Annotated in this window: 8 protein-coding genes; 4 read left to right on the top strand and 4 right to left on the bottom strand. The window is 70.2% G+C overall.

Going from position 1 to position 7,412, the window contains the following annotated elements; genetic code table 11:
- Positions 1 to 56: 56 nt before the first annotated feature.
- Both ACFUPX_RS43790 and ACFUPX_RS43785 read right to left on the bottom strand, forming a co-directional pair.
- Entirely contained in the window at positions 57 to 1,310 is a 1,254-nt protein-coding gene (locus ACFUPX_RS43790) for a hypothetical protein (RefSeq protein WP_383335292.1), read from the bottom strand.
- A gap of 207 nt (positions 1,311 to 1,517) precedes the next feature.
- Complete coding sequence (locus tag ACFUPX_RS43785) at positions 1,518 to 2,459, bottom strand: LysR family transcriptional regulator (RefSeq protein WP_383335290.1); 942 nt, start codon at positions 2,457 to 2,459, stop codon at positions 1,518 to 1,520.
- 231 nt (positions 2,460 to 2,690) lie between these two features.
- On the opposite strand from ACFUPX_RS43785, the gene snpA reads away from it, so the two are divergent.
- On the top strand, positions 2,691 to 3,368 hold the full coding sequence (snpA, locus tag ACFUPX_RS43780) for a snapalysin (protein ID WP_383335288.1): 678 nt from the start codon (positions 2,691 to 2,693) through the stop codon (positions 3,366 to 3,368).
- Between the two features lie 86 nt (positions 3,369 to 3,454).
- On the opposite strand, the gene ACFUPX_RS43775 is transcribed toward snpA, so the two are convergent.
- A complete protein-coding gene (locus tag ACFUPX_RS43775) occupies positions 3,455 to 3,847 on the bottom strand; it encodes a hypothetical protein (protein ID WP_383335286.1) in 393 nt (130 codons plus the stop codon).
- Between the two features lie 108 nt (positions 3,848 to 3,955).
- Positions 3,956 to 4,399 carry an SH3 domain-containing protein gene (locus ACFUPX_RS43770; protein WP_383335284.1) on the bottom strand — a complete coding sequence of 148 codons (444 nt, stop codon included), beginning with the start codon at positions 4,397 to 4,399 and terminating at the stop codon, positions 3,956 to 3,958.
- Positions 4,400 to 4,541: 142 nt separating this feature from the next.
- Between ACFUPX_RS43770 and ACFUPX_RS43765 the strand changes: the two genes are divergently transcribed.
- The 3 genes from ACFUPX_RS43765 to ACFUPX_RS43755 all read left to right on the top strand — a co-directional run bounded on the left by ACFUPX_RS43765 (position 4,542) and on the right by ACFUPX_RS43755 (position 7,404).
- Positions 4,542 to 5,573: an ATP-binding cassette domain-containing protein gene (locus ACFUPX_RS43765; protein WP_383335282.1), complete on the top strand. Its 1,032-nt coding sequence runs from the start codon at positions 4,542 to 4,544 to the stop codon at positions 5,571 to 5,573.
- On the top strand, positions 5,570 to 6,421 hold the full coding sequence (locus ACFUPX_RS43760; protein ID WP_383335280.1) for an ABC transporter permease: 852 nt from the start codon (positions 5,570 to 5,572) through the stop codon (positions 6,419 to 6,421). Before ACFUPX_RS43765 ends, ACFUPX_RS43760 begins: the two co-directional genes overlap by 4 nt.
- A 113-nt stretch (positions 6,422 to 6,534) precedes the next feature.
- Entirely contained in the window at positions 6,535 to 7,404 is an 870-nt protein-coding gene (locus tag ACFUPX_RS43755) for a hypothetical protein (RefSeq protein ID WP_383335278.1), read from the top strand.
- Positions 7,405 to 7,412: the final 8 nt, after the last annotated feature.

The following is a 7,412-nucleotide window of genomic DNA, read 5'->3' as shown; positions in this document are numbered from 1 at the left end:
GTGGGGCACCCCTCTCCAAAGGGGTGCCCCACCGTCGTACCGCCGTTTCTTGCGCGTCAGTTGTTCTGCTTCCTGCGGTACAGGGCGAAGCCGAGACCCGCCGCGCCGAGCGCCGCCATGCCGCCGCCCGCCGCGATCAGCGGGGTGCTCTCGCCGGCCGGGTGCAGGCCTTCCGCGCCTGCCTTGACGCCGCCCTTGGGGACGACCTGGGAGGTGTTGTTCTTGGGCTTCTGGCCGGTGGGGTGCGCGGCCTTGCCCGCGGTCCAGCCCTTCATGGTGCCGTCGGGGTTGAGCACGAAGTGCGCGCCGTTGTGCTGCCCGTACGCGGGCTTGCTCCCGGACTGCTTGAGGGTGTCCCAGACCGTCTTCTTGCCGGTGTCGGGCGCCTTGGCGATCAGGTCGGCCTCGTAGCCGCCCTTGACCTTGTAGACCTTCGCGTCGAAACCGGTGCCGCCGAGGTTCGCGTACTGGTGGACCAGGGTGCGCTTGTGGTCGGGCGTCGGCTTGGGCTGCGGCTTCGGCGGGGTCGGCTTGGCGCCCGTCCTGGTGATGGTGCCGTCGGCGGAGAGCGTGAACGTACTGCCGTCGATCTTGGTGGTGGACGGCTTGATGTACGCCTCCAGGGAGCCCTTGGCGGTGCCGTCGTGGGAGATGGCGGCCTTGGCGCTGCGGGCGGACGCGTTGACGTCGACCTTCGCCGACCAGCCCTTGCCGAGGTCGGTCGTGCCCTTGGAGACCCAGCCGCCGGGGACGGGCTTGTCCTTGTCCTTGTCTTTGTCCTTGCCCTTGTCCACGAGCTTGGCGGTGACCGTGCCGTCGGGGAACAGCGTGAAGGTGTTGCCGTCGATGGTGGTGCTCGCGGAGTTCACGTACGCGGTGAGGGAGCCCTTGGCGGTGCCGTTGAGGGAGATGGCGGCCTTGGCGGTGCGGGCCGATCCGTTGACGTCGACCTTCGCCGACCAGCCCTTGCCGAGGTCGGTGGTCCCCTTCGACTCCCAGCTGCCGGGCTTCGGCGGCTGCGTATCCGTGTCCGTTCCCGTGTCCGTGCCGGTGTCCGTGCCGGTGTCCGTGTCCGTGTCCTTGGACTTGTCCTGACCGGTCTGGTCCTGGTCCTTGCCGGTCTGGTCCTGGCCGTTCTGGTCCTGGTCCGAGGTCCCGGCGGGCCGGTCGGCGGGGGCGATCTGGCCCTGTGGGGTGGACGGGGCGTCGGCGGCGAAGGCTGCCGTCGTCGGGACGGCCAGTGCGGCGATCGCTCCGGTGGCGATGGCGGCGGTGCGGGCGGTGCGGAAGGTACGGCGGGTGGCACGCATAGCGGATCCCTTGTGGCTGGTCGGTCGAACTGTCCGTCTTTATGCCTCTTTGCGGCGGCGACAGACATGAAGCTACGGGCGCTGTGTGTGCGTCATCCGTAGGGAACGTAACAACCAGCCGGATGCGGTCGCGCGGAACCGTAAAACAGGGAAACGCGCAGGTCAGAGGCTGTCAGGTCGAAAGTCATCGGTTGGCGGGGACCTAGGTCACGCCGCCGTGGCCCGCCCCGCGAGCCACTCCCCGTAGGCGGGCGCCTGGCGCGCCGCCTCCCAGTACGCGGCCTCCAGCTCCCCGTACACCGCGTCGAGCTCCCCCTCCGTACGGGCCGTCACGAGCAGCCGCACGCCGAGCGGGTCGCCGTGCAGCGGCCGGACCGCCATGTCGGGTCTCGCGCGCGAGGTCGGCTGGCAGACGGTGACGACCTCGCCGGTGGCGACGAGCGAGGACGCGGTGAGGTAATCGCCGTGCAGGACACGGGGGTTGAGCCCGGCGGCGCGCAGCACCCGGAGCAGCCCGTCCCACTCGCCGTCCACCGTCGGGTCCACCATCCAGCGGTCGGCGGCGAGGTCCGTGAGGTGGACGACGGGTTGCGCCGCCGCCGGGTGATCGGCGGGGAGGAAGACGAACTGCGGCTCCCGCTCGACCAGGACCCGCCGCCGCAGCCCCTCCGGAAGCCGCAGCGGGCTCCCCTCCACCTCGTGCACGAAGGCCACGTCGAGCTGACCGCCCGCGACCATCCGCAGCAGCGCGTTGGCGGAGACGTCCATCTGGAGCGAGGTCTCGGTGCCGGGCGGCAGGCGGAGCCGCAGCCGGCGCAGCCAGCCCGGTATGGCGACGTTCGCCGTGGAGCCGATGCGCAGCTGCGGGCTCTCGGACGCGCGGGCGGCGGCCGCCTTGGTCTCGTTGATCAGCGCCCGCATCTCGCTGACCAGGGGCCGGGCGCGGCTGAGGGCGATGCGGCCGAGCGGGGTGGGGCGGCAGCCGGTGCGCTCACGGGCGAAGAGCTGGCCGCCGATCTCCAGCTCGATGCGGCGCAGCTGTGTCGTCAACGACGGCTGGCTCATGCCGAGTTGGCGCGCCGCCTTGTGCAGGCTGCCGGTGTCGGCGATGGCGCACAGCGCGCGGAGGTGTCGCACCTCGAGCTCCATGGCTGTGAGCGTAGAGCGGCGGACGTCACCGCACCAGACTCACAAACCCCACGGGAACCGCCCGAGTTGGGCACGGACACCCTCGTCCGGAAGCCCGTGGGGTGGTGGGGGAAAGGCGGGCGATAGCCCGGAGCTATCACCACTTGCCATCATCCGCAGACGCCCCTGGCTCCCCGACACTCCCGTTACCGAACCGTTCACCTTTCACAGAACGAGTAGGGAGCCCCCCACATGAACAAGCGTTACCTGTCAGTCGCGGCCGTCTTCGGCCTCGCTGCCGCCGGTCTCGGCACGACATCGGCGACGGCCGCGACCCCCACCGCGCCGCTCGCCCAGCAGTCGGTCACCTCCGGGTATGCCAACTACGCCGGCTCCGGCGAAGAAGCCGCGGCCAACAAGGCGTTCTTCGACGCCGTCCTGAAGTCGGTCGCCGAGAAGCGCGCCGCCAACCCGGGCACGAAGCAGGTCACGGTGGTGTACGACGCCTCCGGTGCCCCGACCTTCGCACAGCAGATAGCCAGCAGCGCCTCCATCTGGAACAGCGCGGTTTCCAACGTGAAGCTCCAGGCGGGCAGCAGCGGTGCGAACTTCGAGTACCGCGAGGGCGATGACCCGCGCGGCTCGTACGCGAGCACGGACGGCCACGGCAGCGGGTACATCTTCCTGGACTACGCGCAGAACCAGGAGTACGACTCGACCCGTGTGACGGCGCACGAGACGGGCCACGTGCTCGGCCTTCCCGACCACTACGAAGGCCCGTGCAGCGAGCTGATGTCCGGCGGCGGTCCGGGCACCTCGTGCACCAACTCGCAGCCGGACGCGAACGAGAAGGCCAAGGTCAACCAGTTGTGGGCCAACGGTCTCGCGAAGGCGCTGGACAAGCTGGACAGACTGGAGAAGGTCGGCTGATCAAGTAGCCGAACCGCAGCACCTGCTCCACCCACTGTGCCCATCGGCGCGCTCGACGCTGATGGGCACAGTGGCGTATGGGGAGGTCACTCGCTCGTGTAGTAGCGGTAGAACGTGAACGCGAGCACGCCACCCGCCACCGCGAGCGACATGAACACGGACCGCAGGACCGTCGCGTCGGTCAGGCTGTAGAGATAGCCGAAGGCGATTCCGGCGAAGGCCGCCCAGGCCGCCGCCCGCAGCTCGCGCGGCAGTCGCGGAGCAACCGTACGCAGTCCCATGAAGACCGCGGCCACGACGACTCCGGCGACGACGCCCAGCAGGACGTTCCCGGTGGTGATGGGCCCGGCGTCGCGTGCGATGCCCGCCGCCCAGATTCCGTAGACGACGCCGAGGAGCACGGTGGCCGTCGCGGCCCTGCTGAGGGCCGAGCCGCCGAGCACGCCCGGTGCGGTGGGAGTGGGTGCCACGTGAGCCATGACGGTTCCTCCAGTCAGGGTCCGACAGGGTCGCCCCCGGAGCGGCGCTGCACGCGCGCCCCACCATCCAGGGCACACCCGCCCGCGCCGCCCGGCAACTCGGCGGCTTCAGTGGTAGCGGTTGTAGCCGCCCTCGCACGTGTCCCAGCACGGCTTGTACTGCTGGCACGGGTCAGCGGAGGCGCAGCTCGGCACATGCCGGCCGCCGACGTCGACGTACGCGGCACTCGCCCAGCCCTGCACCCCGCCCAGCCAGTACCAGGACGTGTCGCCCCACACGCTCGAACCCTGCGTCACGCACTCGACGCGGTCCTGGCTGTCCGTCGGGAGCTTCGCGACGATGGTGGCGCCGGTGGACGGCATGTCCCGGATCTTGAGGTCGACGGGGGCGACGATCGTCCCCCAGACCACGCTGTGGTCGTTGTGCGCGGGTGGCGAAGCGGCGGATGCTGGAGAGGCAGCTCCCAGGGACAGCGCGCCCGCGGTCATGAGCGCGGCGGCGAGTGTTCCCAGGGCGGCCGGAGTGGTTCTCAGGGCCGGAGTGGTCCGCATGATCGACCTCCTCGTTCCCCCTTTTCCCCCACCTTCCAGCAAACACCCGTTCGGGCTAGTGCTCCACCGGACGATGAGTTTGCACCCCGGGGACGGTCTGCCCTCGTAACGGACGACCACTGACGTGGAGAGGGCGTACGACATGAACAGCGTGGCCATCGAGACCGCGGGCCTGGTGAAGACCTTCGGTGACAACCGCGCCGTGGACGGCGTGGACCTCACCATCCCCGCCGGCACGGTCTACGGCCTGCTCGGCCCGAACGGCGCGGGCAAGACCACCACCGTGAAGATGCTCGCCACCCTGCTGCGCCCGGACGGCGGCGACGCCCACGTCTTCGGTCACGACGTCGTGCGGGAAGCCGATGCCGTGCGCAGCAGGGTCAGCCTCACCGGGCAGTACGCGTCGGTCGACGAGGACCTCACCGGCACCGAGAACCTGGTGCTCCTGGCCCGCCTCACCGGACACGGCAAGAAGGCGGCGTACTCCAGGGCCACCCAGCTCCTGGAGGCCTTCGGCCTGAGCGACGCGGCCGCCCGCCAGGTGAAGAACTACTCCGGCGGCATGCGTCGCCGCATCGACATCGCGGCGTCCATCCTCAACACCCCCGACCTGCTCTTCCTCGACGAGCCGACGACGGGCCTCGACCCGCGCAGCCGCAACCAGGTCTGGGACATCGTGCGCGCGGTCGTCGCGCACGGCACGACGGTCCTGCTGACCACGCAGTATCTGGACGAGGCCGACCACCTCGCGTCCCGCATCGCCGTCATCGACGACGGCAAGGTCATCGCCGAGGGCACCAAGGGCGAACTGAAGGCGTCGGTCGGCGCGGGCTCGGTGCACGTACGGCTGAGGGAGGCGCACCAGCGCGAGGACGCGGCGCGGGCGCTGCGGATCGCGCTCGACGCGGAGGTCCAGCTGGAGCCCGACCCGGTCGCCCTCACCGCCCGCGTGGGCAACGGCGAGCGCGACGGCCGGGGCGCCGCCGAGAAGGCGTCCCGCGCCCTGGCCGAACTGGCCCGCGCCGGGATCACCGTCGACAACTTCTCCCTCGGCCAGCCCAGCCTGGACGAGGTGTTCCTGGCCCTGACGGGCGCCCCGCAGCACACCCACACCGACACGGCGAAGACCGCGGCGGACACGGCGAAGGAAGAGCAGAAAGAGGCGAAGGCATGAGCACCGCGACCACCACGTCCGAGGCCCAGGACCTGGCTCCCGTACGGACCGAGTCCCTCGCCGAACTGCTCGTCTCCGGAGACCGGCCGCCCCGCCCCAGTGCGATCTCCGCGTCCCTGACGTTCGGCTGGCGGGCCATGCTCAAGATCAAGCACGTGCCGGAGCAGCTCTTCGACGTGACGGCGTTCCCGATCATGATGGTGCTGATGTACACGTACCTCTTCGGGGGCGCGCTCGCCGGATCGCCGAGCGAGTACATCCAGTATCTGCTCCCCGGCATCCTCGTGATGTCCGTCGTCATGATCACGATGTACACGGGTGTCTCCGTCAACACCGACATCGAGAAGGGCGTCTTCGACCGCTTCCGCACGCTGCCGATCTGGCGCCCGTCGGTGATGGTCGGCTACCTCCTGGGCGACGCCCTGCGCTACGCGATCGCGTCGGTCGTCATGCTGACCGTCGGCATCATCCTGGGCTTCCGCCCCGACGGCGGCCCCTTGGGCGTACTGGGCGGCGTACTGCTCCTGCTCGTCTTCTCGTTCGCCTTCTCCTGGGTGTGGACGATGTTCGGCCTGCTGCTGCGCACCGAGAAGTCGGTGATGGGCGTCAGCATGATGGTGATCTTCCCGCTGACGTTCCTCAGCGACATCTTCGTGAAGCCCGAGACGATGCCGGGCTGGCTCCAGGCCTTCGTGAACAACAACCCCATCACGCATCTCGCGTCGGCGGTCCGCGAGCTGATGGCGGGCACGGCCCCGGGCTCGTCCCTCGCGTGGGCGCTGGGCTGGGTGGTGCTGCTCGTGGCGGTCTTCGGCCCGGTGACGATGCGGCTCTACAACCGGAAGTGATGCTGCGCTGCAACCAGCAGCTTTGACCAGCAGCCATGACCAGCGGGAATCAGTTGCCCCATATGCAGTCGTCCCGGTCGCGCCCGGCGTGAGCGGGACTTCTGCTTGGGGGCGTGCTCAGACGCCCGCTGTCCGCCGTCCTCCTCGTCCTCGCCGTCCTGCTCGTGCCGCTCGGCGCGCTCTCCACCTGGGCGAAGTACGAGATCCAGGACGCCGATCGGTACGTGGCCACGATGGCCCCGCTGGCCTCCGACCCCGATGTGCGCGACGCGGTGGCCGGTGCGGTGACCGACTCGGTGATGAAGGAGCTCGACGCGGGTCCGCTCCAGGGCACCGTCGAGTCGTTCGTACGGGACGCGGTGCGGTCCTTCACCGGGACGAAGGCGTTCAAGACGGCCTGGAACGCGGCGAACCGAGCCGCGCACGAAGCGGTGCAGCAGGCGCTGAGCGACCAGGCGGACGGCGGCGCGGTCACCATCGACCTGGCCCCGGTCACCGAGCAGGTCAAGAAGCAACTGACGGACGACGGCGTGCCGTTCGCGGACCGCATCCCCGTCGAGCCCACCGAGGTGACGCTCATGGAGTCGTCGGACCTCGGCCCCTTCGGGAAGGGATTCCACATGCTCCAGGTGGCGGGCCTCTGGCTCCCGGTGGCCGCGGTGATCCTCGCGGTGGCCGGCATCCTCCTGGCGGTGCACCGCCGCCGCGCGGTCATCCGCACGGCACTGGCCGCGGGCCTCGGCGGGGCGGTCCTCGCCGTCGCGGTCATGGTGGGCCGGGGCCTGACCCTGGACGACCTGCCGAAGGACGTCTCCAGCGCTGCCGCGGGGGCGGTCTACGACGCGTTGACGCATGCGCTGAGTGTGGCGGGGTGGGTGATTCTCGGGGTGGGGCTGGTGGTGGCGCTTGCCGCGTGGCTGCTTCGGGGCCGCAGATCACCGGCTGAGCCGAGTTCGTCCTCCATCGCCGGACGGGCCGAATAACTTCGGCC

Source organism: Streptomyces sp. NPDC057302, from assembly GCF_042667685.1.
Lineage (GTDB): Bacteria > Actinomycetota > Actinomycetes > Streptomycetales > Streptomycetaceae > Streptomyces.
Note: the sequence above shows the minus strand (reverse complement) of the source record. Positions and strands in the feature narration are given on the sequence as shown.